The organism is Streptomyces sp. NPDC002499, from assembly GCF_053595415.1.
Genome location: NZ_JBSFXO010000014.1, coordinates 372,193 through 398,064, shown reverse-complemented (window position 1 = coordinate 398,064; position 25,872 = coordinate 372,193). Strand labels below are relative to the sequence as shown.

The following is a 25,872-nucleotide window of genomic DNA, read 5'->3' as shown; positions in this document are numbered from 1 at the left end:
GGTGTGCTGCTGCCGTTCTTCTCCTTCATGACGTTCCTCATCGCCGTGCCAACCGGCGTGAAGTTCTTCAACTGGATCGGAACGATGTGGAAGGGATCGCTGTCCTTCGAGACCCCGATGCTCTGGGTCATGGGCTTTCTCGTGACGTTCGTCTTCGGCGGCCTGACCGGCGTGATGCTCGCGTCCCCGCCCATCGACTTCCACGTGTCCGACAGCTACTTCGTGGTGGCCCACTTCCATTACGTCGTCTTCGGCACGGTGGTGTTCGCGATGTTCGCCGGCTTCCACTTCTGGTGGCCCAAGATGACCGGCAAGATGCTCGACGAACGGCTCGGCAAGATCACGTTCTGGATGCTGTTCATCGGCTTCCACGGCACCTTCCTGGTCCAGCACTGGCTGGGCGCGAACGGAATGCAGCGCCGGATCCCCGACTATCTGGCCGCGGAGGGGCTCACCACCCTCAACACGGTGTCGACCATCTCCTCGTTCCTGCTCGGCTCGTCCTTCCTCCCCTTCTTCTACAACGTCTGGAAGACGGCCAAGTACGGCAAGAAGGTCGAGGTCGACGACCCGTGGGGCTACGGCCGTTCGCTGGAGTGGGCGACATCCTGCCCACCCCCGCGCCACAACTTCGTCTCACTCCCCCGCATCCGCAGCGAGTCCCCGGCGTTCGACCTGCACCACGGCGAACACCCCGCCGTCGAACCGCGACCTACGGCGCCGTCTGCCAGTGGCTGACGTGCGCCGAGGTCGCGGTCGTCCTGGTGCTCGTGCGCGACTGGACCGGCTCTACGACAGCGACCACTGCTGATTGGTGCCGCCGTTGCAGGTCCACAGCACGAGTTGGCTGCCGTTGGCCGTACCGCCGTTGTAGGCGTCCAGGCACAGGCCCGCGTTGACGTTGGTGATGGTGCCGTCCGAGTTGACGTTCCACTTCTGGTTGTTCTGGCCGTTGCAGTCCCAGATCACGACCTTGGTGCCGTTGGTGGTGCCGAGGTTGTAGGCGTCCAGGCACTTGTTGCCGTACAGCACGAGTTCCTTGCGGGAGGTGTACGTCCAGGACTGGTTCTGGCCGCCGTTGCAGTCCCAGAGCTCGGACTGGGTGCCGTTGGTGATGGTGTTGTTGTAGATGTCCAGGCAGCGGCCGGACTGGGTGCCGATGACCTGGGTGCCGTTGGCTCCCGGCAGGGGGCGGACGGTGATGTCGGCCAGCGTCGGGGCGCCGGTGAAGGTCAAGGTGTTCGCGGAGCCCTTCGCCAGGCCGACCTGGACGGAGATCGTCCCCTGGGTGGAGCCGGTGGGCGGGAAGGAGACCGCCGTCGTGCCCTGGCCGTTGACCTTGAGGGTCGCGGTGCGGGCGGTGGACGTGTTGTTGGTGTAGGCGACGTCCACGGTCTTCACGCCGGTGCTGCCGGCCACCACACCCGAGAAGCCGGCGGTGCCGGTGTAGGTGCTGCTCGCCGCCTCGGTGCCGCCGGTGACGGTGAGCAGCACCGAGCCGCCCGCCGGGACGCTGGCGGTGTAACTCGTGCCGTAGCTACCGACGTTGGCACGCGCCCACAGGTCACGGACGGTCGCGCTCGCGTTGGTCAGGCCCAGGTCGGACCAGCGGACGGTGATGTTCTGGGCGGCGGAGGTGCGGTTGAGGAGGACGACGGCACGGTTACCGGCGCCGCTGAGCACCTTGCCGTAGACCTGGAGTCCCGTCGTGTCCTCGGCGACCTTGACGCCCTGGAGTCCGCGCGCGTCCTGGTCGACGGCGACGACCTCGGGGTTCTTGAGGATCCCGGCGGTCTCCGAGGTCATGGTGGTCAGGTCGTTGCCGGCCAGGAGGGGTGCGCCGGAGATCGCCCAGAGGTTCATGTGCGTGCGGTTCTGCGCGGCGGTGAAGCCGGTCATGCCGACCATCAGCATGTCCGGGTCGTTGTAGTAGCCGGTGTGCTGGGCGGTCGGGTGCAGGGTCTGGTCGAAGTTGGACAGCAGGTTCGACATCGACGGCGAGTTGCCGTAGTAGATGATGTCGGTGCTGGTCCGCCACATGGGGGCCAGGCCCGGCGACCAGTTCCAGGGGTTCTGGTAGCCCCAGTTGCAGATGGAGAGGGTGAGCGGGCGGCCGGTCGCGGCCGTCGCCTTCGTCACCGCGGAACTGATCGACGTGTACGTCGATGCCGGGTCGAGCCCTTCCGCGTCGCCGCCGCACCAGTCGACCTTCACGAAGTCGAAGCCCCACTGCGAGAACTGCAGCATGTCCTGGTCGTAGTGGCCCTCGCTGCCGCTGCCCGGCGCCGCGGGGCGGCCCGTCGGGTAGTAGTAGCCGCAGCCGTCCTTGCCGGCGTCGGTGTAGATACCGGCCTTGAGACCCTTGCTGTGGATGTAGTCGGCGATGGCGCTCATGCCGCCGGGCCACTCACTGGTGTCGACGGTGATGTTGCCCGCGCTGTCGCGGGTGCCCTGCCACCAGCCTTCGTCGATGTTGATGTACCGGTACCCGGCCGCGGGCAGTCCGGCCGCGACGAACGCGTCGACCTGCTGCTTGATGACGTTGTAGTCGATCTTCGCGGCGAAGCTGTTCCAGGAGGCCCAGCCCATGGGGGCGGTGGGCACGGCTATTTGGCGGCTAGTCGCCGCCTGCGCCGGGGCGGGTCCGGCGAACAGCAGCGCGGCGGTCGCGGTCAGGGCGAGGACGAGCAGTCGGACGGCGGCGGCTCTGCACCGTCGGACGAGCCCTCTGCGGGTGATGGGCGTCGGGGGGTTCATGCGGCTCCTTCGGCGGGGGTCCCGAAGACGGTCATGGATGGACGGGGACGGTCACGATGATCGAGACGGCCAGAACAGTCGATATTTCGAACGTGGATCGGTGAACCGAACGCGTTGCGCGCCGAAAGTAGAGGCACGGGGAGAGGGAAGTCAACGGATGTGACAGGCGTGAAGGCGTGAAGTGGCCTTTGTTCTCGGGTCGTTGTCGCCGTACGACGCGCCGCGGGCCCATACTGACCGTCGTGCGGGTAGCGATCATGACAGCGGGCTCCCGGGGCGATGTGGCCCCCTACACCGGGCTCGGGTTCGGCCTCTCCCGGGCCGGGCACGAGGTCACCCTGGTCACGCACGCACGGTTCGAACCGCTGGTGGCGGGGTCGGGGGTCCGCTTCCACCCCCTGCCGGTGGACCCGCGGGCGGAGTTGGAGTCCTCGCGCGGGCGGGGGCTGCACGACAGCGCAACCGGCCTGGGGAAACTCACGCGCCTGGTCTCCATGGCGCGGGACGTGGTCGGACGGATGGCCGACGACCTCGTCGTGGCCGCCCGGTCGAGCGACCTGCTGCTCCTGGCCCCGTCCGTGGCCCCGCTCGGACACACGATCGCCGAGGGCCTGTCCCTGCCGAGCCTGGACGTCCCGCTCCAACCCCTCAGTCCCACACGGCAGTTCGCACCACCGATGCTCAGCGCCCGGTCCTTGGGCGCCACCGGAAATCGCATCGCCGGTCACTGCGTGAACCTGGCCGTGCAGCAGGTCTTCGCCGGGACCCTGCCCGCCGTACGGGACCGGCTGGGACTGCCCCGCGTGGACGCCGTCGCCGCCTGGCGGGCCCGCGAGCGACTGGCGCCGCCGGTCCTGCACGGCTTCAGTCCGCTGGTGGTGCCGCGACCGTCCGACTGGCGGGCGGGGCTCGACATCGCGGGCTACTGGTGGCCGTACGACGTCGACACCCAACTCCCGCCATCGGTACGGGACTTCCTCGACGCGGGTCCGCCACCGGTGTACGTCGGACTGGGCAGCGCGACCGTGCCCGATCCCGAGCGGCTCAGCGCCGACGTCGTGCGCGCCCTGCGCCGGGCCGGGCTGCGCGGGGTGATCCAGCGGGGCTGGAGCGGTCTGGAGGCGTCAGGCGACGACATGCTGACCGTCGACGAGGTCCCGCACTCCGCCCTGTTCCCGCGCATGGCGGCCGTGGTCCACCACGCGGGCGCGGGCACGACCGGCGCGGGCCTGCGGGCCGGGGTCCCCGCGGTTCCGGTGCCGATCCAGTTCGACGAGGCCTTCTGGGCGGCGCGTCTGGTACGGCTCGGAGTCGCTCCGTGTGCCGTACCCCTGCGCCGCCTCACGACCGACTCGCTGGCCGCTGCACTCGAACGGGCAACGGGAGACGCGGAGTTGGGGCGCCGGGCTGCGGAGTTGGGTGCGCGGATCCGGGCGGAGGACGGCGTGGCACCGGTGGTGAAGGCCGTCGAGAGGCTGGCCGGCTGAGGGGGTGGGCGCGCGGATCGGACGGTCGGCCGAGGGCTGAGCCCGCAGGTCGGACGGCCGGCTGAGGAAGTAGGCGTGCGGATCGGACGGTCGGCCGAGGGCTGAGCCCCCAGGTCGGCCGGCCGACTGAGGACGAAGGCGTGCGGATCGGACGGTCGACTGAAGGGTGAGCTCGCAGGTCGGACGGTCGGCTATGCGTCCTTCGGGGACCAGCCCTCCGGCCGCAGAATCCCCAGCAGTTGCCGGACCAGTTCGTCCACGACCTCGTCCAGGGTCGCGTCCAGCCATCCGGCGCTCCAGTCGTGGAGCAGGCCGTTCACGCTGCCGATGAAGGCGGTCGCGGCGATGCGGTAGTCGCGCTGGGCCGCCTGGCCCCGGGCGGCGGACGAGTCGCACTCGGCGCAGATCAGGTCCACCCAGCGGGCGCGACGGGCCAGGCGCTGCTCTTCGAGGCGGGGGCTGACGCCGATGATCTCGACGAAGGTGATGCGGATCCGGCGCGGATCGGCGCTGACGTTCCGGGCGTAGGCCTGGAACATCGCCGTGACGCGCTCGACGAGCGGGAGGTCGCGGGCCTCGGCGAACGCGGCCAGGACCGCCTCCTCGGCCCATCCGTTGACCTGGAGGTGCAGCGCGGCGAGCACGTCTTCGAGGGTGCGGAACTCCTCGTAGAACTGCCGCGTCGAGAGTCCCGCGGCCTCGCTGAGCGCCGCGACCGTGGTCGCGCGGTAGCCGGGTGTGTCGCCGAACAGGTCGAGGGCGGCGTCCAGGAATCTCCTGCGCCGTTCGGCCTGCCGTTCCGTGGCCGACTTGCCGCCGTAGCGTCCGGTCGGGGCCCTGAGCCTGCCCGCCACTGATTCCTCCCTCGCCGCCTGATACGACAGTTTGTCGCGTCATCGGCCTCGGCGAGAAGGGCGCCCCCCTTCCTCGGCGTCCGCGCTCTCTTCCTCAGCGCTGCGGAAGGGCGCTCGGTGCCGCGGGCAGTTCCACCGTGATGCGGAGCCCGCCGGCGGAGCGCGGGACGAGGGTGAGTCGTCCGTCGTGTGCGAGCACGATGGTCTTGACGATCGCGAGGCCCAGGCCGACGCCGGCGTGGTCGGCGTTAATGCGCTTGGTGCCGCGCTGGAACGGCTCGGTGAGGGTCGAGACCAGCTGGGGGGTGAGGATCTCGCCGGTGTTCTCGACGGTGACCACCACGGTCCTGGGGCGAACCTCGGTGCTGACCCACACCGTGCCGTCCTCCGGCAGGTTGTGCACGATCGCGTTCTGCACGAGGTTCGTGATCAGTTGCAGCAGGAGCGCCTGCGATCCGATCGTGGGGGCGATGTCTCCGTCGGTCTCGATGGTGACGCCCTGCTTCTCCGCGAAAGGCAGCAGGGTTTCGGCGGCCTCTTCCGCCACGAGGGAGAGGTCGACGGGCTCTCGGGTGAAGGTCCGTTGGTTGGCGCGGGTGAGCAGGAGCAGTGCCTCGGTGAGGTCGATCGCCCGGGCGTTGACGGCGTGGAGACGTTCGATGATCTGGCCGTTGTCGTGATTCGGGTCGGTGCGGGCCAGGTCGATCAGTGATTTGGAGACGGCCAGCGGGGTGCGCAGTTCGTGGGAGGCGTTGGCGGCGAATCTCTGCTGTTCGGCGACGTGCGCCTCGAGCCGGGCGAGCATGGTGTCGAAGGCGTCGGCGAGTTCGCGGAACTCGTCCTTGCGGCCCGGCAGCCGGATCCGGTGGGAGAGCGAGCCGCTCGTGGCCGTGCGGGTGGCCTCCGTGATGCGGGTCAGCGGGGCGAGCATACGGCCGGCGAGGATCCAGCCTCCCACCAGACCGAAGAGCAGCAGGAACGCCAGGACCGCGGCCGCCCTCGGAGCGAAGACGCTCAGCAGGACGGACCGGATGGGGAAGACACCGTTCGGCTTGTCGTCCGGGTTCGTGAGCAACGCGCGATTGGGGACGTACCGCAGGAGGAACACCCACACGGCGGCGAGCAGCAGGACGCCGGCGACCATGAGGAATCCGGCGTAGCTGAGGGTGAGCTTGAGGCGCGCGCTCATCCCGGGCGCCCTGTCCACGATCCCCTGCCCGTCCCGCTCCTGCCTGTCTCGCATGCCTTCGATGGTATGAGTCGGCGCATATCGTCGCCGTACCGAAAACCGCATACGCACCGGCAACACCGCGCTGCCTTGGCTGGAGGAATGTCCTACAGCGAAACAGCACGCACCCCCGCGGGCGCGAACCTGACCGTCAGGCCGATCAGCGCGGCCGACCACTTGGCGTTCGTGCGGGCCCAGCGGTCGGTCAGCTTTCTGCAGACCCCGGCCTGGGGCCGCGTCAAGACCGAGTGGCGCAGCGAGTCCCTCGGCTGGCACGACCGCGGGCGGCTGGTCGGCGCCGGGCTCGTCCTGCACCGGCCGGTGCCCCGGCTCGACCGCTACACGCTGGCCTATCTGCCCGAGGGCCCGGTCATCGACTGGACCGGCGAGATCGACACGTGGCTCGACCCGCTGGCCGCGTATCTCAAGGCGCACGGCGCGTTCGCGATCCGGCTCGGCCCGCCGGTGCGCACGAACACCTGGGGTGCCGCCCAGGTCAAGGAGGGCATGGCCGACCCGGGCATCGGGCGGCTGACCGAGATGTCCGGCGACTGGGCCGACCCTGTCGGCGCCCGCGTGGCGGACCGGCTCCGGGACGCCGGCTGGCTGCCGCAAAGCCCGGAGGACGGCTTCGGGGTCGGGCATCCGCAGTTCAAATACGAGATCCCGCTGGCCGGCAGATCCGAGGACGACGTACTCAAGGGCATGAACCAGCTCTGGCGCCGCAACATCAAGAAGGCGGCCAAGGAGGGGGTCAAGGTCACGGTCGGGGGCACCATCGGGGGGACCCTCGGTCGGGACCTCAAGGCGTTCCACGACCTCTACGTCCACACCGCTGAACGCGACCGCTTCACGCCCCGCCCACTGCGCTACTTCGAGACCATGTTCCAGGCGCTGAGTACCGAGGATCCCGACCGGATCAAGCTCTACCTCGCCCACCACCAGGGCGACCTGGTCGCCGCCACCGTCCTGGTCCGCGTCGGTGGCCACGCCTGGTACTCCTACGGCGCCTCCTCCACCGAGAAGCGCGAGGTGCGCGGCTCCAACGCCTGCCAGTGGGTGATGATCCGCGACTCGCTCGCGGCCGGCTGCGATGTCTACGACCTGCGCGGCATCACCCCCACCCTCGACGCCGACGACCCGCATGTCGGGCTGATCCAGTTCAAGGTCGGCACGGGTGGTCGGGCGGTGCGGTACGTCGGCGAGTGGGACCTGCCGCTGCGGCCGATGGTCTACCGGGCGTTCGACCTGTACATGAGGCGGCGCGGACGCTGAGCGGTTCACCGCGAAACGGCCGACCTAGTCCAGTGTCGCCCGGCCCAACTACTCGAGCGCGGCGGCGACTTGATCGAGGCGCGCCCCGCGCGAGGCCTTGACGAGCACCACATCGCCGGCGGCGAGGTGGCCGCGCAGCCAGTCGACGGTCGCGTCGTTGTCGGCCAGCAGCACCGCCCTCTCCCCCGCGCCGTCGGCGATCGACCGGGCGCCCTCGCCGACCACGACCACCACATCGACCCGGGCGGCGGCGTACGCCCCGACGGCACGGTGTTCGGCGTCGCTCTCGTCGCCGAGTTCGAGCATTGCGCCGAGGACGGCGACACGGCGTCCGCCCTCGATCGCGGCCAGCGCGTCCAGGGCGGCGCGGGTCGAGTCGGGGTTGGCGTTGTAGGAGTCGTTGAGCAGGGTCGCGCCGCCGGCGAGGTCGCGCGGCTCCATGCGCCACTTGGAGAGTGCGGCGGTGGCGAGTGCGGTCGCGGCCACGTCGAGGGGTACGCCGGCCGCCAGCCCCGCCGCCGCGGCAGCCGACGCGTTGAGCGCCTGGTGGGCACCTACCAACGGCAGCACGACGTGAGCCGAGGCGTCGGCGGTCCGCAGGGTGAAGGACGGCCGGCCGAGTCGGTCCAGCGCCAGGTCGAGCACCCGCACATCGGCGTGCTCCGCCCGGCCGAAGGTCACCACCGGACCGTCGGTGAGCGAACGCATCGCGACCACGCGGGGATCGTCGGCGTTGAGGACGGCGGTACCGCCGGGCGTCAGACCCCGCACCAACTCGCCCTTGGTCTCGGCGATGGCCGCGCGCGATCCGAACTCGCCGAGGTGGGCCTGACCGACATTGAGGACTACGGCGATGTCGGGCGCGACCAGACCGGTGAGCCGGGCGATGTCGCCGACATGCCGGGCGCCCATCTCAAGGGCGAGGAACCGGGTGGCCGCGTCCGCGCGCAACATGGTGAGCGGCACGCCGAGTTCGTTGTTGAGCGAGCCGATGGTGGCGGTCGTCGGCGCGGTGCTCGACAGCACGGCCGACAGCAGATCCTTGGTGCCGGTCTTGCCCTGGGAGCCGGTCACCGCGACGACGATCAGCCCGTCGCGCAGCCGGGCGACGACATGGGCGGCGAGTGCCTGGAGCGCGGCCTGGGCGTCGTCGACCACGACGGTCGGCAGCGGTGTGGACCGGGAGCCGAGCACGGCCACCGCGCCGGCCCGGCGGGCCTGGTCGACGTAGTCGTGGCCGTCGACGCGCTCGCCGGCGAAGGCGACGAAGAGGCCGCCCGGCTCGGCCCGCCGTCCGTCGAGCACGGCCGGCGCGGTGACCCTCACGGCTCCGTCGCCCTTGACCACACCGCCGACGACCGCGGCGATCTCGCCGAGGCCGAGCGGGATCACGACCGGGCTCCTATGGAGGCTGTTTCTTGGAAAGACATGCCTCCAGTCAAGGCAGCGCGGTGTATCGCAGGCATATCGAAAACCCCATACATCCGGGCAACACCACGCCCCCTTGACTGTGGGCATGACCGACAGCGACAGCGAACCGCCCCGCATCACCATTTACGGGTGCGGCCCAGATGAAGCCGTCTTGTTCCGAGAGCTGGCGTCTCGCTTCGACATAACGCCGACCATCACCGACGCGCCGGTATCCCCGGCCACCATTGAACTGGCGTCCGGAAGCAGATGCATCAGCGTCGGCCACAAGACGCACATAACCAACTCCACTCTTCGCGCACTTGGTCAAGCCGGCGTGGAGTACATCTCCACCAGGAGCATCGGCTACAACCACATCGACGTGGAGTACGCGAGCGGCGTCGGCCTTTCCGTCGAGAACGTCAACTACTCGCCGGACAGCGTGGCCGACTACACCTTGATGCTCATGTTGATGGCGGTGCGCGACGCGAAATCCACCATCCGTCGCACGGACGTACACGACTACCGACTGAGCGAACTGCGCGGGAGAGAGCTGCGCGACCTGACCGTCGGGGTGATCGGCACGGGCCGCATCGGCACGGCGGTCATGGACAGGCTTCGGGGTTTCGGCTGCCGAATCCTGGCTCATGACAATCGCCCCAAATCCGACGCCGATTACGTGCCGCTCGACGAATTGCTGAAGTTGAGCGACATGGTCACGCTCCACGCGCCGCTCACCTCGGAGACACGTCATCTGCTGGATCGGCAGCGCATGGAGCAGATGAAGCACGGCGCGCTGATCGTCAATACCGGACGTGGCGCGCTCATCGATACCGAGGCCCTTGTAGAGGCATTGGAAAGCGGCAGGCTGGGCGGCGCGGCATTGGACGTCCTCGAAGGAGAGGAAGGAATATTCTACGCCGACCGCAGGGACGAACCCATCGACAGCAAACCGTTGTTGCGGCTCCAGAGTCTGCCGAATGTGCTGATCAGTCCGCACACCGCCTACTACACGGACCACGCCCTGAGTGACATGGTCGAGAACTCCCTCACCAACTGCCTCACATTCGAAAGCAGAATTCAGCATGGCTAGGTTGAAGGTCGTCGTCATATTCGGGGGCGTCTCTGAAGAGCACCCCGTCTCCGTCAAGTCCGCGCAGGAGGTCGCGCGAAACCTCGACCTCGAGAAGTACGAGCCGTTCTATGTGGGGATCACGAAGAGCGGCGCCTGGAAGCTCTGCGACGGGCCCGGCCCGGACTGGGAGGCCGGCAGGTGCCGCCCGGTTGTGCTCTCGCCGGACAGGAGCGTCCGCGGCCTGCTCGTCCTGGAACAGGGACGATTCGAAACGATCGGCCTGGACCTCGTGCTTCCTGTCCTCCACGGCAAGCTCGGCGAGGACGGCGCGATGCAGGGGCTGCTGGAGCTCTCCGGCATCCCCTACGTCGGCTGCGATGTGCAGAGTTCAGCGCTGTGCATGGACAAGTCCCTCGCCTATCTCGTCGCCAGGAGCGCGGGAATCGCCACGCCGAATTTCTGGACCGTCATGGCGCACGAGAACATCGATCCCGACCGGCTCACCTATCCCGTCTTCGTGAAACCGGCCCGTTCGGGTTCGTCCTTCGGCGTCAGCAAGGTGTCCGGGAAAGAGGACCTGCTGAGCGCGGTGGAGACCGCACGGCGGTACGACGCGAAGGTACTGATCGAAGAGGCGGTCGTCGGCAGCGAGATCGGGTGCGCCATCCTCGGGAACGAGGTGGATCTGTTCGCCGGCGAGGTGGATCACATTTCCCTCTCGCACGGATTCTTCCGCATCCACCAGGAGGACGAACCGGAGAGCGGCTCCGAGAACTCCACGCCGATCGTTCCCGCCGACATTCCGGCGGAGTCGCGTTCTCTCGTCCAGGAGACGGCGAAGGCCGTGTACCGCGCGCTGGGATGTACGGGACTCTCTCGGGTCGACATGTTTCTCCGGGAGGATGGGGAAGTCGTCCTCAACGAGGTCAACACCCTGCCCGGTCTCACCTCGTACAGCCGTTATCCGAGGATGATGGCGGCCGCCGGGTTGCCGCTTTCCGAGGTGATCGACCGGATGGTGTCGTTGGCGTTGACGGGGAAGATCCGATGACCGATGATTTCGTCTTCGTGGACGAGGTGGTGTCCGGAATACGCTGGGACGCCAAGTACGCCACCTGGGACAACTTCACCGGCAAACCTGTGGACGGGTACCTGGCCAACCGGATCGTCGGCACGCGGGACGTGTGCGCAGCTCTGGAAAGGGCGCAGGAGAAGGCCGAATCCCTCGGCTTCGGCCTTCTCCTCTGGGACGGTTATCGTCCGCAACGCGCCGTGGACTCGTTTCTCCGGTGGTCCCGACAGCCGGAGAACGGCCGCACGAAGCGACGCCACTATCCGAACATCGACAGAGCCGGGATGTTCGACCTGGGATACGTGGCCACCAGGTCGGGTCACAGCCGCGGCAGCACCGTCGACCTGACGCTGTTCCACCTGGATACCGCTGAACTGGTACCCATGGGCGGTGACCACGACCTGATGGATTTGATCTCACATCACGGAGCAGAGGGAGTCACGGAGGTCGAAGCGGCGAACCGTCAGCATCTGTGCTCCATCATGGAAGCCTGCGGTTTTCGTTCCTACGCCTGCGAGTGGTGGCACTACACACTCGAATCCGAGCCTTTTCCGGACACCTATTTCGATTTTCCCGTCGCTTAGTACTCGCTGTAGATCGTGATCTTGCTGGTGGAGGCGGCTGACCACCCAGCATGCTTGCGCCAACTGGCCGTCTTGGGTTGTCAGATGACGCTTTGGACGATCGTGACGTCGATGGCACGAGCGTCCGCGCCTGGAGAGTCCACTGCGACTCGCACTCTGAACTCGCCGCGGTCTCCCACTCGATATACGAAGCGGGTCAGTTGCTCTACGTCGCCGACGGCAATGCGGCCGTCAGGCAGTAGCAGGGAGCCGTCGAAGACCGTGGTGAACGCGGGGTCGGCCCCTTCGGGATCCTCAGACTGCGGCTGCACGAAGAGACGTACTTTGATGAGTCCCGTCTGCGGCCGCACTCGAACCGCTACGTGGGTATCGCAGCTGGCTGCGGGTGCCTCCGCCAAGGCGAGGGAGAGGGGAACCCAATCGGTTGCCCCCAGGTGCAGCACGGCGTGGTTCACGTAGATGTCGACTCCGGCGACCTGCACTGCGCTCCATCCTCGTACAGCTCAGACCGCCGATCCTGCTGCCCTCGGTGGCTGAGCGGCCGGCCAGTCCCGTAGGGGAAGCGGCCACCGTTGATCATCGTGAGGTGTGTGGACTAACGAAGAGACGGTGGCCGTCGGCCACAGCATAGATCCCGTCCATTGGCGGCAGTCTTTCGAGGCGGTCTTGAGCCGGATCGCAGGCCGGTTCGCGCGAATCGAACCCCGTCGGAGTGCCCGGAGGCTGATCCTGGGCCTGTTGTCGGACCTGCCCCGCAAGAAGTGCTGGACGATCGCCGAATGGGTTGGCGAGGCGAGCCCGCACGGGATGCAGCACTTGTTGTGCCGGGCTTCCTGGGACGCCGATGCAGTCCGTGGCGACATACGGGAGTACGTGGTCGAGCACCTACATGACCCCGACGCCGTACTGGTGGTCGATGAGACCGGAGACCTGAAGAAGGGGATCCACACCGTCGGCGTCCAGCGCCAGTACACGGGCACAGCAGGACGCATCGAGAATGCCCAAGTCGCCGTCTACATGATTTACGCAGGTCAGCATGGCCACGCTGCGGTCGACCGGGAACTGTATGTCCCCGGTTCTTGGACCTCTGCTCCCGAACGCTGCCGCGCTGCAGGTCTGGCCGAGGAGACCGTCATGGCCACCAAGCCGGAGTGGCCGCACGCATGATCACCCGGTCTCTGGATGCCGGCCACCGGCCCGCATGGGTGGCCGGCGACGAGGTCTACGGCGGAAACCCGAAACTGCGAACAACGCTGGAGGGACGCGGCATCGGCTACGCCCTGGCAGTGGCATGCTCGCACGAAGCAACCACCGGAGGGGGAAAGCTGCGCGCGGACGTCTTGGCCAAGAAGGTGCTCAAGCGTGCGTGGCAGAGGCTCTCCGCAGGAGCAGGGGCAAAAGGCCACCGCTTCTACGACTGGGCGGTCATCGACCTGACCGGCCCCGGTAGCAGTCAGTTGCTGATCCGCCGCAACCCGAGCACAGGCGAACTCGCCTTCTACCGTTGCTATTCGCCCATGCCGGTCCCGTTGACCACATTGGTCCGGGTCGCCGGCTCTCGATGACGAGTGGAGGAGTTCTTCCAATCCGGAAAGGGCTTGGCGGGCCTGGATGAGCACCAGGTCCGCCGCTATACCTCGTGGTCGCGGTGGGTCACCTTGGTCATGCTCGCGCATGCCTCCCTCGCGGTCGTACGCGCAGACGAGCACACCCGTCAGGCCCCTTCCGGGGATCTCGTACCGCTCACCTGCAACGAGATCCAGCGCCTGTTCATCGCTCTCGTGGCCCGCCCCGTGCACGATGCCGCCCATCGGCTCGACTGGTCGCACTGGCGACGCCGCCACCAGGCCAGATCCCAGGCCAGTCACTACCGACGACAAGCCACAGAAGCGTGAAGATCACTATCTACAGCTGGAGTATTAGGCCCGGGCGGCCCGTCACCTGGGTGGCGGGCCCCGGCAGGGTGACGCTGACCGTCTTGAGCTGGGTGTACTCGTAGAGGGCCTCGATGCCCTTCTCCCGGCCGATGCCGCTCATCCTGTAGCCGCCGAACGGTGTCTCGACGCCGATGGCGCCGCCGTTGACGGTGACCTGGCCGGCCTCGATGCGGTGGGCGAGGGCGACGGCTTCGTCCTCGGTGTCGAACGGCAGGGCGACCAGCACCGGCCCGAAGGTCTCCTCCCGTGCCACCTGCATGTCGGGCTTGACGTCGGTGAGCACGGTCGGCTGGATGTAGCGCCCCCGCTCGGGCACCCCGTCCTCGCACTTGTGCCCGCCGACGGCCGATCGGGCGCCCTCCTGCCGTGCGGTGGCGAGCATCCCGAGCACCTTGTCGAACTGCGGTGGAGTGACAATCGGGCCGAAGTACTCGCCGGGCCGCTTGTCGCTCAGGATCGCGCTGATACGACCTACCAGCTCGTCCTGCACACCGCGCTCGACCAGCAGCCGGGTGGTCGCGGAGCAGATCTGCCCGGAGTTGATCAGGACGGCCATCGCCGCCGCCCTCGCGGCAGCGTCGAGGTCGGCGTCGGCGAAGACCAACAGCGGGCTCTTGCCGCCCAGTTCGAGGGCGATGCCGACCGTGGGGCCGAGCCCGGTGACGACGTTGAGGGAGTGGCATCCTCGAGCACAACGTCTCCGCCGACTTGGCCATGAAGTACAAGCGGGAGGCCCAGGCTGGTCTCGCCGGTCTGGCGGGCATGTTCCAGGAGATCCTGCCCGAGTTCGACGACGGGAAGGCCGCCGAAGCGGCCAGCATGACCATCGTTCTCGTCGGGGCGTTGTGGACGCACAGCCACCCGGCGGAGGCCGTGCGTGCCGCCTACGCCACCGACGCGAGTCTCGCGTTCCTCCCGACTCCTTCGCCGCGACTCTCGAGCGTGCGATCACGGTCTACGTGATCGGGCTGCTGGCCGATACCGACAGGTGGCCCCCGACCCGGCCGACCCCCGCCGGAGTCGACCGGTCGAGGGCCTGGCCGGGCCTTCGCCTTCCTCAGAACCTTTTGCCACTTCCCTTTCTCAGAACTTCGCCGCCGCCCAAGTCGCCAGCTCGGACTTCGCCGCGCTCAGCAGGGTGGCGGACGGTGCGGTCGCTCCGTTGGTCACCAGCGCGTAGTGCAGGACGCCGGAGTCGGAGTCGGTCAGCAGCAGCCGGCGGCTGCCGGTGCCGCCGGGCTCCGGGGCCACGCCGACCGGGGTCGACGAGGTGTAGGCGGGCGGCGCGTAGGCCGTACCCAGGTCGGAGACGACCGTGGTCGTCGCTGTCGGGAAGGACGCCGGGAGGTGCAGTTCGGTGGGTGCCGTGGCGCTGCCCGAGCGCCACACGAGCAGGCTGTACTGGCCGGATCCCACCAGCGAGGACACGTTCGGGAGTGAACTCGGTACGGGGTTCCAGGTCAGGGTCGTCGACCCGTCCCGGGAGCGGTCCTCGTAGGTGAACGCGGCCGTGGAGCCGGAGGTCGCGCTCGGGTAGATCCGGTCCAGGAGCCGGGCGTCCTGGCGCAGAGCCACCGTGCCGGAGTCGGTCATGCTGACGGCGGAGAGGTCCTCGTCGTTCCAGGCGTCGCCGGACGTGAGCACCTTGTCGGGGTTGTCGTTCATCAGCTCGTGGTGGCGGCCGTTGTAGATGTCCCACTGCCACTGGGAACCGGACAGGACAGGACCGGAGTTCGCCGGGCTGGTCCACCAACTCGCCCCGGGGACACGGGAGTCCAGGGCCTGGTACACCGCCTTCAGGACCGTCGGCGCCTTGCCGGCGACCGTCCCGTTCAGGGGGTGCCCGAACTCACTGACGATCGCGGTGGTCCCGGCGGCCGAGGCGCGGTCGCGGATCGTGCCGAAGTCGGTCGCGTACTGGCCGTCGGACGCGTTGCCCCACATGAGGATGCCGGAGATGGCCTTCTGGTCGTAGAAGTGGGTGTTGAAGACGTACCGCGAGCCGAGCGTGCCCGCGTCCAGCAGGCCGCCCTCCTGCTTCTGGGAGTCGATGTTGGAGTTCCAGAACAGGTTCGGCTCGACGAAGGCGGGCTTGGACTGCCAGCCGGCCGCGTCCATCCGGGCCCGGAACTTCTGGTAGAAGGGCCACAGCAGGCTCGCTTCCCAGGTCCGGGAGGCCTGGCCGGAGTCGTAGGTGCCCGCGAACGGCTCGTTGTACGGGTCGAAGCCGACGACGCCCGCGAACTCGGCGGTGGTCAGGTGCTGCGCGAGGTAGGTCATCGTGGACTGCGCCGTGGCCAGGAAGGCGTCCTGAAGGCCGTAGTTGTTGTGCCAGAAGTCGTACTGCCCCTTGGTCACGGCCGCGTTCTGGGTGATGTTCTGCCCCCAGAAGAAGCAGATCCCGCAGTACTCCTGCGGGTAACTGCCCAGGTCCACCGCCCACTTGGGGGCTCCGTCACCCGTGTACCAGCTGCCCGTGTTGAACAGGTACCGGGAGTAGAGGTCCTGGTGGAAGTCGGGGTAGACGCGGATGCCGGTGTCGAGGAAGGCCTGCATCTGCGCGGTCGCGGCGGCCAGGTAGGCCGTGTCCACCTGACCGCGGACGGGTTCGGCGTAGGCCCAGGACAGCAGGAAGCGGACCGCGTTGCCGCCGCCGAGGGCGCGCAGCGCGGTCGCCGACTTCTTGGCGTCGGCCACCGAGGCGAAGGGCAGACCGTTGTTCTCGTCCAGCTTGGTCTCGCCGGAGACGTTGTAGCCGCGCAGTACGACCTCGCGGCCGGTGGCGTCGACGAAGCGGCCGTTCGACACGGTGAGGGTCGTGCCGTCGAACGAGAGGGAGTCGGGGACGGTGGCGGCGGTGGCGGGCGAGGCGCCCACCACCGTCAGGAATCCACAGAGGACAACCAGAACCACGAGCAGACGAGCCCGGATATTCGGCATGTCCACTACAGTCCGGGGATTTCCCGACACCGTCAATACTTCTGACTCTTGAGTAAGTTTCAGGATTTTCGGACCTGTTTCGCCCCAGTCACCTCAACTCCCGACTCGTCGGGTCATGTTCAACAGGTACTCCCGTCGGTCGAGCGGGTTGTGGTCGGTACGCGACCGGGTCGGCACCGTGCCGTGCGTGATCGGCGCGTAGTGGTCGAAGGCGCTCTCCAACTCGCCCTCGCCACGCGTGAGTCCGGGGATCCGCCGGCCCAGTTCGTGCACCCGGCCGGCCGGTACCGCGCCCGTCAGCACACAGACGCCGCCGTGCGTCTCGGTGCTCTCCGGCACGGCCCGCAGCGAGGTCAGCACCGGCAGCAGCGCGCCCAGGGTGTCCGCCGGGGCCTCGACACGGAACGCGTGCATCGGCTCGTACACCCGCGTCCCCGCCCGCCGCAGCGCCTCGACCAGGACGAGCGGGGTCAGCCCCCGGAAGTCGTACCCGGTGCTGGACATGCTCTTGTCGAAGCCCTGGTGGGCGTGGCTCTGCCGGGGCGAGTAGCCGCAGTGGGTCATGGTGACCGTGCAGTCCGGGATCCGCCAGCCGCACAGGCCCTGTCCGAGGGTCTCGCGGACGGTGTCCTCGACGGCCTTGAAGAAGGCGTACGGCATGGAGCCCAGCTCCACCTCGAGGCGGAAGTCGACGCCCGAGCCGGTCGGGGCGGGGTCGACGCGCAGGCCGACGGTGGCCAGGAAGGGGTTGTCGTCCTTCTTGTTGTACTCGACCGCCGCGCCGGAGCCGGCCGGTCGCTCGACGCAGATGGTGGTGGTCTCCCGAAAGGTGACGTCGAGTCCGTACTCGTCGGCGAGCGTCGCCTGGATGACCTCCTTCTGCACCTCGCCGTAGAGCGACACGGACAGCTCGCGGCGCACTTCGTCGTGGCGCAGGTCGATCAGCGGGTCCTGTTCGGCGAGTTGACCGAGGGCGAGGTGGAGTCGCCCACGGTCCGTGTCCGCGCCCGGGACGACGACCGTCTCCAGGGTCGGCGGAGCGAAGAAGTGCCCCTGGGTGTCCCGGGGTTCACCGATCGTGTCGCCGATGCGTACGTCGGTCAGACCCCACAGCCGGGCGATGCGTCCGGCGGGGACGGCGTCGTCGCGGACGTCGGTGCCGTGGTCGAAGACGGTGATCGCGGTGACCCTGCCCTCCGGGCGGGCCGCGTCCTCCGTCCCGGCCGCACCGAAGGGCACACGGTCGCGGGTGCGCAGGGTGCCGTCGAAGATCCGGGCGTACGCCACCTTCTCCCCCGCCGGGCCCCGCTCGACCTTGAACACCGTGCCGGAGACCGGCCCTTCGGCGTCCCCGTCGGCCGGCGGCAGCAACTCCCCGATCCCGGCGACCAGTTCACGGACGCCCGCGCCGGTGATCGCGGACCCGAAGTACACCGGATGGACCTGCGCCCGACGGGTGCCGGTGACGAGTGCCGCGCGGAGACGGTCGTGGGAGAGGGTGCCGTCGACGTACGCGGACAGGACGTCGTCGTCCTGGGACGCGAGGACGTCGAGCGCGCTCGGGGCGAGTCCCGGCGTGAAGCGGGCGCCGGGCGTGCCGAGCCCCTCGGCCGTGCCCATGGGCACGATCGCCGGTGTGAGCCGGTCGGCGATCTCGCGCAGCACACCGTCCTGGCGGGCCCCGCGCCGGTCGATCTTGTTCACGAACAGCAGGGTCGGGATGCCCAGCCGCCGCAGCGTCCGCATCAGGACGCGCGTCTGCGCCTGGACGCCCTCCACGGCCGAGACGACGAGCACGGCGCCGTCGAGCACGCCGAGCACGCGCTCCACCTCGGCGATGAAGTCCGGGTGGCCGGGGGTGTCGATGAGGTTGACCGTCACGTCGTCGACCTGGAAGGAGACGACGGCGGACTTGATGGTGATGCCGCGCCGGCGCTCCAGCGCGAGGGTGTCGGTACGGGTGTTCCCGTCGTCGACGCTGCCGATCTCGTCGATCACGCCGACGGTGTGCAGCAGCCGTTCGGTCAGGCTGGTCTTACCTGCGTCGACGTGCGCGAGGATGCCGAGGTTGAGCAAGTGCACGAAGCGTCATGTCCTTTGGATAGGGGGTGCTTCCTTCCTGGGTGGACATGAACGGTGCGCGCATCTCAGCTCCTCGGATCCTTCGGTAGGGGTGCCTGAGCAGTGCAGCAGACCGGCGCCCGCGATGCCAACGGATTAACCGGGAGCGTGATGATGCGAAGCGTGGTGATACGGAGTCGCTCGTGGCCCGGATGCGACGCTTGATCTCACCGTCGGCACACCGGCTGACCTGGGCCTGTCTTAAGGAGCGGAGCGTGCGTGACATCCTCCCGCGGTTGAGCGAGTGGTATGCGGACCGGGTGCCGTTCGGCCTCGCGACCGTCGTCGCCGTCAGCCGCAGCGCGCCGCGCGATCCCGGCGCGGCCATGGCGGTCGGGCCCGGCGACGAGGTCGTGGGGAGCGTGTCCGGCGGCTGTGTCGAGGGAGCCGTCTTCGAACTCGCCCAGGAGGTGGTGGCGAGCGGCGAGGCACGGCTCGAGACCTTCGGGTACAGCGACGAGGACGCGTTCGCGGTCGGGCTCACCTGCGGCGGCGAGATCACGCTGCTGGTCCGGCCCGTCACCGCGGAGACCGATCCGACGTTCCCGGCGGTGGCGGAGGCCGTCGCCGCCGGCCGTCCGGTGACCGTCGCGACGGTGGTCGACGGGCCCGCGCCGCGCGGGGCCACCCTCGTGGTCGGCACCGACGGGGTCTCGGGCACGCTGGGGTCGGCCGGTCTGGACTTCGCCGTCGCCGCCGACTCGCGGGGCGAACTCGCCCTGGGCGCAACGGGGTTGCGGCACTACGGTCCGGACGGCGAGCGCCGCGAGGACACGGTCGCCGTCTTCCTGCACTCCTTCGCCCCACCGCCCCGCATGCTGGTCTTCGGCGCGATCGACTACGCGGCCGCGGTCGCCCGCATCGGCGGCTTCCTCGGCTACCGCGTCACCGTGTGCGACGCCCGCCCGGTCTTCGCCACGCCGAAACGCTTCCCGGCGGGCGTCGAGGTGGTCGTCGACTGGCCGCACCGCTACCTCCACGGCACCGACACCGACGAGCGCACGGTCGTCTGCGTGCTGACCCACGACCCCAAGTTCGACGTGCCGCTGCTGACGGAGGCGCTGCGCCGGCCGGCCGCCTACATCGGGGCGATGGGCAGCCGCCGTACCCACGACGACCGGATGCGGCACCTGGTCGACGCCGGCCTCACCGACGCCGAACTGTCCCGGCTGCGCTCCCCCGTCGGACTCGACCTCGGGGCGCGTACGCCCGAGGAGGTCGCGGTGTCCGTCGCGGCCGAGATCATCGCCCTGCGCTGGGGCGGCAGCGGCTCGCCGCTCTCGGCCACGGCGGGGAAGATCCATCCGTCGCCGTAGGCGGCGCACGGCTGCTGTCGTCCGCACAAAGGCGACGGCGAGCCTGACCTGGCCGGACGCCGTCAGGCTCCGGTCTCCCGGTAGTCCGCCAGGATCCGCTCCAGGTGGTTCAGCGCCGCCTTGGTCCGGGCCGGATGGTCCCGGAAGAAGGGGTCGTCCGGTACGGGGAGCGAGCCCGCGAGCGCCCAGCCGCGGCCCCGTGCCCAGGTGGCGTCGTCGGCGCCGACCGCCTCGCGGAAGGTGTCCCGGACCTCGGCGGGCAGGAACTTCCAGGCGGGCACCAGGTCCACCGCGGGGTCGGCCACGGCCAGCGTCCCGAAGTCGATGACGGCGCTGAGCCGGCCGTCCCTGGTCAGGAGGTTGCCCGCGTCGAGGTCGCCGTGGATCCACACCGGGGCCCGGTCCCAGGCGGGCGCGGCGAGCGCGGCCTCCCAGACCTCGGTGAGGGCGTCGGTGTCGACCAGCCCGGTCGTCCTCAGCTTCTCGATCTTGGGCCGGACGCGTGCCTCGACGGCGATGGAGTCGCGCGGGTCGCCCATCGGGACCCCACGGAAGGCGTTGCTGGCCTCGGGACCGGGTCCCCCGGTGGCGTCGACGGCTTGCAGCGCGCGCAGGAATCCGGCCAGGTCGAGGGCGGTACGGACGGGGTCGGCGAGGTTCTCGTCGGTCGCAGTCTCGCCTTCCAGCCAGCGGTACACGGACCACGGGTAGGGGTAGCCCTCGCCGGGCTCGCCCATCGCGACCGGTTCGGAGACGGTCAGGGGCAACTGCGGGGCGAGGCGGGGCAGCCAGCGGTGCTCGCGCTCGACCTGGCCGACCCAGTGGGCGTACCGCGGCAGCCGTACGGACAGGTCGTCGCCGAGCCGGAAGGTGGCGTTGTCCATGCCCGACAGCGGAACCGGGGCGACGGGCAGGTCCGCCCAGTGCGGGAACTGGGCGGCGAGCAGACGGCGTACGAGCGGGGCATCGATCAGCATGCCGTCCATCTCAGCCGGGCGGTGGCCGCAGATCCAGCGAATTACCCGGCACCGGTGGGTGCTATCTCGGGGGCAGGCGGTGCAGTTCCAGGTCGGTGAGCCGGCCGTCGGCGACCGTGGCGGTCATGTACGTGCAGTGCGGCTGGCGTCGGCGGTCGGTCGGGGAGCCGGGGTTGAGCAGGCGCAGGCCGGTGGCGGCGGTGGTGTCCCAGGGGATGTGGCTGTGCCCGAAGACGAGCACGTCGAGGTCGGGGAAGCGTGCGGCGCAGCGTGCCTCCCGGCCCTGGGCGGCGCCCGTCTCGTGCACGACGCCGAAGCGCAGGCCGCCGAGTTCGGCGTACGCCACCTCGGGCAGCCGGGCGCGCAGGGGCGGCCCGTCGTTGTTGCCGTACACGCCGACGACGCGGCGGGAGCGGTCCTCCAGCAGATCGAGGGTGGCGGTGTCGACCCAGTCGCCGGCGTGCAACACGACGTCCGCGCGCGGGAGTTCGGCGAGCAGCGGCGCGGGCAGTTCCTTGGCGCGCTTGGGGAGGTGGGTGTCGGACATGAGAAGGAGGCGCACGGGGTCAGCCTAGGGAGGGTGGCGGAAGTCCGCTCGGCCGGCTCGACGGAGGTCTGGACTCGACGGAGGTCTGCGCTCGACCAGGTCTACAGTTGAAACTGTTCAGTCTGGGCTGGACAGTTTCCGGATCACGGTCTTACGGTGGGCCCATGAACGCATCGGCCACCGACCCGCCCGCCGGCATTTCCGACTCGGCGGCCCGGGCCGCGCGCGACCTGCGGGTGGTGTTCAGCCGGCTGCGCCGCCGGATCAGGGTGGTCGCGGAGAACGACGAGCTCACGCCGCCCCAGGTGTCCGCGCTCACCCTGGTCGCCAAACAGGGCGCCGCCACGGCCAGTGCGCTGGCCACGGCCGAGGGCGTGCGTCCGCAATCCATGGCGACCACGCTCGCCGCGCTCGACCGGCAGGGGTTGATCCGGCGCACCCAGGACCCCGACGACGGCCGCCGTCAGCTCGTCACCCTGACCGACGCCGGGCGCCGACGCGTCGACGGCGATCAGCAGGCACGCGAGGAATGGCTGGCCCGGGCCCTCCAGGACCGGTTCACCGAGGCCGAGCGGAGCAGGCTCCTGGAGGGGCTGGCTCTGCTGGAACGGCTGACGCAGGAGTAGCAGGGCCTCGTCGCAGTCGTCCGACAGGGCCCGGAACCGAACGCGCTCACCCCCCTCCCCCAGCACCACCGCACTCTCCCGAAAGGCACGTCCATGACCGTCACCGCCCTCGACCCGCGTACCGCCCTCGTCGTGATCGATCTCCAGGCCGGCATAGTCGGCGCGCCCACCCAGCCGTACTCCGGCGAAGAGGTCGTGGCCCGCACGGTCGCGCTCGCCGACGCCTTCCGTGACCGGGGGCTGCCCGTGGTCCTGGTCCGGGTCTCGTTCGCCGCCGACGGCGCGGACGCCCCCTCCGGGCGCACCGAGGCCACCGGACGGACCGGGTCTCCGCCCGAGGGCTGGGACCGGATCGTCGGTGAACTCGCGGGCCACGCGGGCGACATCACCGTGACCAAGCACAACTGGGGCGCGTTCCACGGCACCGACCTCGACGTCCAGCTGCGCCGGCGCGGTGTCACCCAGATCGTGCTGACGGGCATCGCCACCAGCATCGGCGTCGAGTCCACCGCCCGCGCCGCCTACGAGCACGGCTACCACGTCACGCTGGCCACCGACGCGATGAGCGACCTGAGCAGCGAGGCGCACGACAACAGCATCGAGCGGATCTTCCCGCGTCTGGGTGAGCGGGGCAGCACGGCGGAGATCCTGGAACTCCTCGCCAAGACACACGACTGACGCCGCAAAGTCACCGTCCCGACAGGAAGGTGCGAGGGGGACGGGGCCCTCTCCCGGGTTAGCATCTGGCCACCCGCACCAACCGTACGGCGAGCGACCCGAGGGGGCTCGGAAGCCCGATGCCGGTCAAGGTCAGCGTCATCGTCCCCGTCCACAACCCGGGGGCCCGCATCGGCGATTGCATCGCCTCAGTGCTCAAGCAGTCGCTGCCGCCCGACGCCTACGAAGTGATCTTCGTCGACGACGGCTCCACCGACGCCACCCCGGCCCGGCTCGACGCGCTCGCCGCCGCCGACCCCCGGGTCCGGGTCGTCCACCAGGACAACTCCGGCTGGTCCGGCAAGCCCCGCAACGTCGGCATCGCCGCCGCCCGCGGCACGTACGTGATGTTCGTCGACCACGACGACGTCCTCGGCGACGAGGCCCTGGAGCGCATGTACGGGTACGGGGTGGCCAACCGCGCCGACGTGGTCGTGGGCAAGATGGCCGCGCGGGGGCGACCGGTGCCGGTGGAGCTGTTCCGCCACAACCTGCCGCGCGCGAGCGTCGCGGACGCCCCGCTCATCGACAGCCTCACCCCGCACAAGATGTACCGCAAGGCGTTCCTCGACGACATCGGCCTACGGTTCCCGGAGGGCCGGCGCCGCCTGGACGACCACGTCTTCGTGACCGAGGCCTATCTGCGCGCGGCCAACGTCTCCGTGATCGGCGACTACGTCTGCTACTACCACAGCAGGCGCGACGACCACTCCAAGGCGGGCATCCAGCCCTTCGACCCGGCCGGCTACTACAAGAACCTCCGCGAGGCGCTGGACGTCGTCGAGCGGTACACCGAACCGGGCCCGGTGCGCGACCGGCTCTACCGGCGCTGGCTGCGGGTGGAGATGGTGGACCGGCTGCGCGGCCGGCGCCTGCTCGCCCTGCCGGAGGACCACCGCAGGAAGCTCTTCGAGGAGATCCGCCAGGTCGTCGTGGAGCGCTTCGGGCCCGGTGTCGCCGCCGGGCTCCAGCCGACGCAGCAGGTCGTCGCCGCGCTGGTCGCCGCGGACCGGCTCGACGACGTGACGGCGTTCGCGGAGTGGGAGGCCGGTGTCGAACTGGCGGCGGCGCCCGATCGCGTCGAGTGGCGGGACGGTCTGCTGCGGTTCGACTTCGCCGCCGAACTCACCGCGGACGGTACGTCGTTGACGTATCCCGGCGGCAGTGTGCGCACGAGGCCGGACGAGCCGCCCCGTGATGTCGCCGACGCGATCGCCAGGGTGGGGGCCGGGGCGGTGAGCCGGTTCGGCCGGGCGAGCGCGGATCTGCTGCTGCGTGAACGGGCCACCGGCGCCCAGTACTTCCAGCCCGTCGAGGTCACCCGGGAGATCGTGCCGGTCGAGGACAGCGGGCGGGTCCGGCTGGTGCTGCGCGGGGTGGTCACCGTCGACGCGGCCAACGCGGCGGGCGGCGCCCCGCTGCACGGCGGGCTGTGGGACACCTACGCCCGGATCAGGCTGGGCGGTTGGACCAAGGAGAGCCGGGTCGGTCCCGGCCCGCGCAAGGCCCGGGCGGCGACGGCGGCCGGGGTGGTGGCCGACCGTGTGGTGCTGCCGTACTGGACGGACCGGCACGGCACTCTCTCGCTCGACGTCGACCGGGCGGTCAAGCGGCTCGGCCTGAACGGACTGAGCCCGGAGGACACCGACGCCTCGGCCGGCCGACTGCGCGTGCCGCTGCCGCTGTACACCCCCGCCGGGACCCGCGTCCTGCTGAAGCTCACGTCCTCCGACGCCTCGGTGGAGACACCGGGCACGCTCTCCCCGGCCGCCGACGGGGCCGTCCTGGAGGCCGCCCTGCCGGTCGACCGACTCGACGGCGCCACCTGGCGTGCCGCGCTGTGTCTGACCCCCGACGCCGACGAGCCGCGCTTCCTGCCGCTGCCGCTCGCCCTGCGCGCCGCGGCCGGTTCGGTCGAGGTCGTACGGCCGCCCCGACCCGGCGTCGTACGTCAACTCGCCCGCCGGGTACGGCGCTTGCTCGCCGTCACCATCGGCCGTAAGGCATCCGCGGACGCGAACCGAGGAACATGACCGCGCCCCGCGCAGGCCGACCGCTCTCCCGAAAGGGCGCGTCCTGCGCGGGGCGAAAGGGTCAGCGACCGCCGGTGATCTGACCCAGCGCGGAGCTCAGCGGCTTCCAACCCCGGGAGCGGCCGAGGCCGAGGTTGCGGGCCCGTACCAGCGGGCGCCAGAAGTCCGCGCGGGTCAGCGTCTCGGGCTGGACCGCCTGGACGCGCTCAAGGATCGCCTCGGGCACCTTCTGCGGGTCGGGCACCTCGAACTCGGCGATGATCTCGTCGTACTTGTCGCTGAGCACGGTGTTGGTGTGGTCGGCGCCGAAGACGACCAGCTGGCCGGTGGGCTGGGTGTCGACGAGGACGGTCACCAGGTCCGGACGGTAGCGGTTGAGGATCTCGACGACCTTGTAGACGTCACCGGTCCAGTACTTGGTGTGCCGGTCCCGGGCGGCCTCGTCGATACTGCGCGGCAGCATGTCGTCGAAGACGATGACGCTGGCCCAGTCGGAGTGCTTCTCGACGTTGATGAAGTCCCGCAGCGCGTACTCGAAGAGGTGCATGCCGTCGATGAAGGACAGGTCGAGGGTGGTGCGCCGCCAGTAGCCGAAGGGTTTACGGCCCCGGCGCAGGTTGCGCAGGGGGTGGCGGCCGCTGCGCAGGTGGGCCAGCGGGTTGTTGCGCTTGAAGAAGTCGTCGCTGGTGGCCTTCACCAGGTGGACGTCGTTCCGCACCTCCGTGACCACCTTGAACGCGGGGTCGATCGCGATGCTCGGGACGCGTGACAGCGCGAGGCTGCGTCCGTCGTTGACCCCGATCTCCAGGTAGTTGCGGTTGGCGGTGGCCTTGTGCAGTTCCCGGAGGAACTCATGGCGATTCACGAAGGGACTCCTAGCGGATGTGTGGCTTTGCTCCGTGCATGGTGGCGGCGCGGC

22 protein-coding genes and 1 pseudogene are annotated in these 25,872 nt (G+C 69.6%); 12 read left to right on the top strand and 11 right to left on the bottom strand.

What is annotated here, in order from left to right; all coding sequences use genetic code 11:
• Positions 1-738: cytochrome c oxidase subunit I (locus tag ACWD5F_RS36965; RefSeq protein ID WP_451260676.1), on the top strand; the 738-nt coding region annotated here is incomplete at its 5' end.
• Between the two features lie 51 nt (positions 739-789).
• On the opposite strand, the gene ACWD5F_RS36960 is transcribed toward ACWD5F_RS36965, so the two are convergent.
• Complete coding sequence (locus ACWD5F_RS36960) at positions 790-2,757, bottom strand: ricin-type beta-trefoil lectin domain protein (protein ID WP_451260675.1); 1,968 nt, start codon at positions 2,755-2,757, stop codon at positions 790-792.
• Between the two features lie 257 nt (positions 2,758-3,014).
• Here ACWD5F_RS36960 and ACWD5F_RS36955 point away from each other — a divergent pair, with 257 nt between their 5' ends.
• Positions 3,015-4,244, top strand: coding sequence for a glycosyltransferase (locus tag ACWD5F_RS36955; RefSeq protein WP_451260687.1), 1,230 nt, complete (start codon positions 3,015-3,017; stop codon positions 4,242-4,244).
• Positions 4,245-4,435: 191 nt separating this feature from the next.
• Here the strand turns inward: ACWD5F_RS36955 and ACWD5F_RS36950 are convergent, their stop codons facing one another.
• Both ACWD5F_RS36950 and ACWD5F_RS36945 read right to left on the bottom strand, forming a co-directional pair.
• Positions 4,436-5,098, bottom strand: coding sequence for a TetR/AcrR family transcriptional regulator (locus tag ACWD5F_RS36950; RefSeq protein WP_451260674.1), 663 nt, complete (start codon positions 5,096-5,098; stop codon positions 4,436-4,438).
• Between the two features lie 94 nt (positions 5,099-5,192).
• Positions 5,193-6,287, bottom strand: a complete 1,095-nt coding sequence (locus tag ACWD5F_RS36945; RefSeq protein ID WP_451260686.1) for a sensor histidine kinase — start codon at positions 6,285-6,287, stop codon at positions 5,193-5,195.
• Positions 6,288-6,428: 141 nt separating this feature from the next.
• Between ACWD5F_RS36945 and ACWD5F_RS36940 the strand changes: the two genes are divergently transcribed.
• Complete coding sequence (locus ACWD5F_RS36940; RefSeq protein ID WP_451260673.1) at positions 6,429-7,601, top strand: lipid II:glycine glycyltransferase FemX; 1,173 nt, start codon at positions 6,429-6,431, stop codon at positions 7,599-7,601.
• A gap of 48 nt (positions 7,602-7,649) precedes the next feature.
• On the opposite strand, the gene ACWD5F_RS36935 is transcribed toward ACWD5F_RS36940, so the two are convergent.
• On the bottom strand, positions 7,650-8,993 hold the full coding sequence (locus ACWD5F_RS36935) for a UDP-N-acetylmuramoyl-tripeptide--D-alanyl-D-alanine ligase (protein ID WP_451260672.1): 1,344 nt from the start codon (positions 8,991-8,993) through the stop codon (positions 7,650-7,652).
• A 124-nt stretch (positions 8,994-9,117) separates the two neighbouring features.
• On the opposite strand from ACWD5F_RS36935, the gene ACWD5F_RS36930 reads away from it, so the two are divergent.
• From ACWD5F_RS36930 to vanX, 3 genes are read left to right on the top strand one after another with little or no spacing between them, the layout of a single operon-like run.
• Positions 9,118-10,101, top strand: a complete 984-nt coding sequence (locus ACWD5F_RS36930; protein WP_451260671.1) for a D-isomer specific 2-hydroxyacid dehydrogenase family protein — start codon at positions 9,118-9,120, stop codon at positions 10,099-10,101.
• Complete coding sequence (vanA-Sc, locus tag ACWD5F_RS36925) at positions 10,094-11,134, top strand: D-alanine--(R)-lactate ligase VanA-Sc (RefSeq protein ID WP_451260670.1); 1,041 nt, start codon at positions 10,094-10,096, stop codon at positions 11,132-11,134. Before ACWD5F_RS36930 ends, vanA-Sc begins: the two co-directional genes overlap by 8 nt.
• On the top strand, positions 11,131-11,739 hold the full coding sequence (vanX, locus tag ACWD5F_RS36920) for a D-Ala-D-Ala dipeptidase VanX (RefSeq protein ID WP_451260669.1): 609 nt from the start codon (positions 11,131-11,133) through the stop codon (positions 11,737-11,739). Before vanA-Sc ends, vanX begins: the two co-directional genes overlap by 4 nt.
• An 80-nt stretch (positions 11,740-11,819) precedes the next feature.
• Here the strand turns inward: vanX and ACWD5F_RS36915 are convergent, their stop codons facing one another.
• A complete protein-coding gene (locus ACWD5F_RS36915; RefSeq protein ID WP_450351280.1) occupies positions 11,820-12,221 on the bottom strand; it encodes a hypothetical protein in 402 nt (133 codons plus the stop codon).
• A gap of 127 nt (positions 12,222-12,348) precedes the next feature.
• On the opposite strand from ACWD5F_RS36915, the pseudogene ACWD5F_RS36910 reads away from it, so the two are divergent.
• Positions 12,349-13,634 (top strand): annotated as a pseudogene (locus ACWD5F_RS36910) (IS701 family transposase).
• Positions 13,635-13,644: 10 nt separating this feature from the next.
• Here the strand turns inward: ACWD5F_RS36910 and ACWD5F_RS36905 are convergent.
• On the bottom strand, positions 13,645-14,280 hold the full coding sequence (locus ACWD5F_RS36905) for an aldehyde dehydrogenase family protein (protein ID WP_451260668.1): 636 nt from the start codon (positions 14,278-14,280) through the stop codon (positions 13,645-13,647).
• Positions 14,281-14,390: 110 nt separating this feature from the next.
• Between ACWD5F_RS36905 and ACWD5F_RS36900 the strand changes: the two genes are divergently transcribed.
• On the top strand, positions 14,391-14,639 hold the full coding sequence (locus tag ACWD5F_RS36900; protein ID WP_451260667.1) for a hypothetical protein: 249 nt from the start codon (positions 14,391-14,393) through the stop codon (positions 14,637-14,639).
• 120 nt (positions 14,640-14,759) lie between these two features.
• Here ACWD5F_RS36900 and ACWD5F_RS36895 read toward each other — a convergent pair whose 3' ends face one another.
• Together ACWD5F_RS36895 and ACWD5F_RS36890 are read right to left on the bottom strand one after the other, a co-directional pair.
• Positions 14,760-16,616, bottom strand: coding sequence for a cellulase family glycosylhydrolase (locus ACWD5F_RS36895; RefSeq protein ID WP_451260666.1), 1,857 nt, complete (start codon positions 16,614-16,616; stop codon positions 14,760-14,762).
• A gap of 93 nt (positions 16,617-16,709) precedes the next feature.
• Positions 16,710-18,698, bottom strand: coding sequence for a GTP-binding protein (locus ACWD5F_RS36890; protein ID WP_451260665.1), 1,989 nt, complete (start codon positions 18,696-18,698; stop codon positions 16,710-16,712).
• Between the two features lie 254 nt (positions 18,699-18,952).
• On the opposite strand from ACWD5F_RS36890, the gene ACWD5F_RS36885 reads away from it, so the two are divergent.
• A complete protein-coding gene (locus ACWD5F_RS36885) occupies positions 18,953-20,053 on the top strand; it encodes an XdhC family protein (RefSeq protein WP_451260664.1) in 1,101 nt (366 codons plus the stop codon).
• A gap of 62 nt (positions 20,054-20,115) precedes the next feature.
• On the opposite strand, the gene ACWD5F_RS36880 is transcribed toward ACWD5F_RS36885, so the two are convergent.
• Entirely contained in the window at positions 20,116-21,030 is a 915-nt protein-coding gene (locus ACWD5F_RS36880; protein ID WP_451260663.1) for an aminoglycoside phosphotransferase family protein, read from the bottom strand.
• Positions 21,031-21,091: 61 nt separating this feature from the next.
• Positions 21,092-21,592: a metallophosphoesterase family protein gene (locus ACWD5F_RS36875; protein WP_451260662.1), complete on the bottom strand. Its 501-nt coding sequence runs from the start codon at positions 21,590-21,592 to the stop codon at positions 21,092-21,094.
• A gap of 149 nt (positions 21,593-21,741) precedes the next feature.
• On the opposite strand from ACWD5F_RS36875, the gene ACWD5F_RS36870 reads away from it, so the two are divergent.
• From ACWD5F_RS36870 to ACWD5F_RS36860, 3 genes are all read left to right on the top strand, one after another.
• Positions 21,742-22,203, top strand: a complete 462-nt coding sequence (locus ACWD5F_RS36870) for a MarR family winged helix-turn-helix transcriptional regulator (protein ID WP_451260661.1) — start codon at positions 21,742-21,744, stop codon at positions 22,201-22,203.
• A 93-nt stretch (positions 22,204-22,296) separates the two neighbouring features.
• Entirely contained in the window at positions 22,297-22,881 is a 585-nt protein-coding gene (locus ACWD5F_RS36865; RefSeq protein WP_451260660.1) for a hydrolase, read from the top strand.
• 119 nt (positions 22,882-23,000) lie between these two features.
• The gene (locus ACWD5F_RS36860) at positions 23,001-24,953 is read left to right on the top strand and encodes a glycosyltransferase family 2 protein (RefSeq protein ID WP_451260659.1); all 1,953 of its coding nucleotides are present in this window, start codon (positions 23,001-23,003) and stop codon (positions 24,951-24,953) included.
• 61 nt (positions 24,954-25,014) lie between these two features.
• Here the strand turns inward: ACWD5F_RS36860 and ACWD5F_RS36855 are convergent, their stop codons facing one another.
• On the bottom strand, positions 25,015-25,818 hold the full coding sequence (locus ACWD5F_RS36855; RefSeq protein ID WP_401710543.1) for a class I SAM-dependent methyltransferase: 804 nt from the start codon (positions 25,816-25,818) through the stop codon (positions 25,015-25,017).
• Between the last annotated feature and the right edge of the window lie 54 nt (positions 25,819-25,872).

Coding starts and splice junctions, on each gene's coding strand:
- ACWD5F_RS36865 (WP_451260660.1), top strand. CDS start 22,297: ATGACCGTCACCGCCCTCGACCCGCGTACCGCCCTCGTCGTGATCGAT.
- ACWD5F_RS36900 (WP_451260667.1), top strand. CDS start 14,391: ATGAAGTACAAGCGGGAGGCCCAGGCTGGTCTCGCCGGTCTGGCGGGC.
- ACWD5F_RS36955 (WP_451260687.1), top strand. CDS start 3,015: ATGACAGCGGGCTCCCGGGGCGATGTGGCCCCCTACACCGGGCTCGGG.
- ACWD5F_RS36960 (WP_451260675.1), bottom strand. CDS start 2,757: ATGAACCCCCCGACGCCCATCACCCGCAGAGGGCTCGTCCGACGGTGC.
- ACWD5F_RS36930 (WP_451260671.1), top strand. CDS start 9,118: ATGACCGACAGCGACAGCGAACCGCCCCGCATCACCATTTACGGGTGC.
- ACWD5F_RS36860 (WP_451260659.1), top strand. CDS start 23,001: ATGCCGGTCAAGGTCAGCGTCATCGTCCCCGTCCACAACCCGGGGGCC.
- ACWD5F_RS36945 (WP_451260686.1), bottom strand. CDS start 6,287: ATGAGCGCGCGCCTCAAGCTCACCCTCAGCTACGCCGGATTCCTCATG.
- ACWD5F_RS36880 (WP_451260663.1), bottom strand. CDS start 21,030: ATGCTGATCGATGCCCCGCTCGTACGCCGTCTGCTCGCCGCCCAGTTC.
- vanA-Sc (WP_451260670.1), top strand. CDS start 10,094: ATGGCTAGGTTGAAGGTCGTCGTCATATTCGGGGGCGTCTCTGAAGAG.
- ACWD5F_RS36940 (WP_451260673.1), top strand. CDS start 6,429: ATGTCCTACAGCGAAACAGCACGCACCCCCGCGGGCGCGAACCTGACC.
- ACWD5F_RS36870 (WP_451260661.1), top strand. CDS start 21,742: ATGAACGCATCGGCCACCGACCCGCCCGCCGGCATTTCCGACTCGGCG.
- ACWD5F_RS36895 (WP_451260666.1), bottom strand. CDS start 16,616: ATGCCGAATATCCGGGCTCGTCTGCTCGTGGTTCTGGTTGTCCTCTGT.
- vanX (WP_451260669.1), top strand. CDS start 11,131: ATGACCGATGATTTCGTCTTCGTGGACGAGGTGGTGTCCGGAATACGC.